We start from the raw sequence: 269 nt of genomic DNA on the forward strand, positions 1-269 counted from the left end.
CGAAAGTATTATCAGATGCAGAATTTGAAGTGTACAAAGATGGTAAAAAAGTAGAGACATTACGAACAGATAAAACAGGTAAAGTAATCTCTCAGAAATTAGAGCCAGGAAAGTACACATTAAAAGAAACGAAAGCACCACAAGGATATAAGTTGTTAAAAGAAGAAATTGAAGTCGTTGTGGAAGCAAACAAAGTAGTGCAAGTACAAGTAGAAAATGCAAAAGAACTAGGAAGCTTACAAGTAATCAAAAAGGATGCAGAGAGCGGA

Annotated in this window: 1 protein-coding gene; it reads left to right on the plus strand. The window is 34.6% G+C overall.

All coding sequences use genetic code 11. The features are described 5' to 3' along the window. A partial coding sequence (locus tag MR083_RS27240; RefSeq protein ID WP_242270132.1) for a prealbumin-like fold domain-containing protein occupies positions 1-269 on the plus strand: 269 nt, incomplete at both ends.

It is taken from the genome of Bacillus cereus group sp. BfR-BA-01408 (assembly GCF_022663305.1).
GTDB lineage: Bacteria > Bacillota > Bacilli > Bacillales > Bacillaceae_G > Bacillus_A > Bacillus_A pacificus.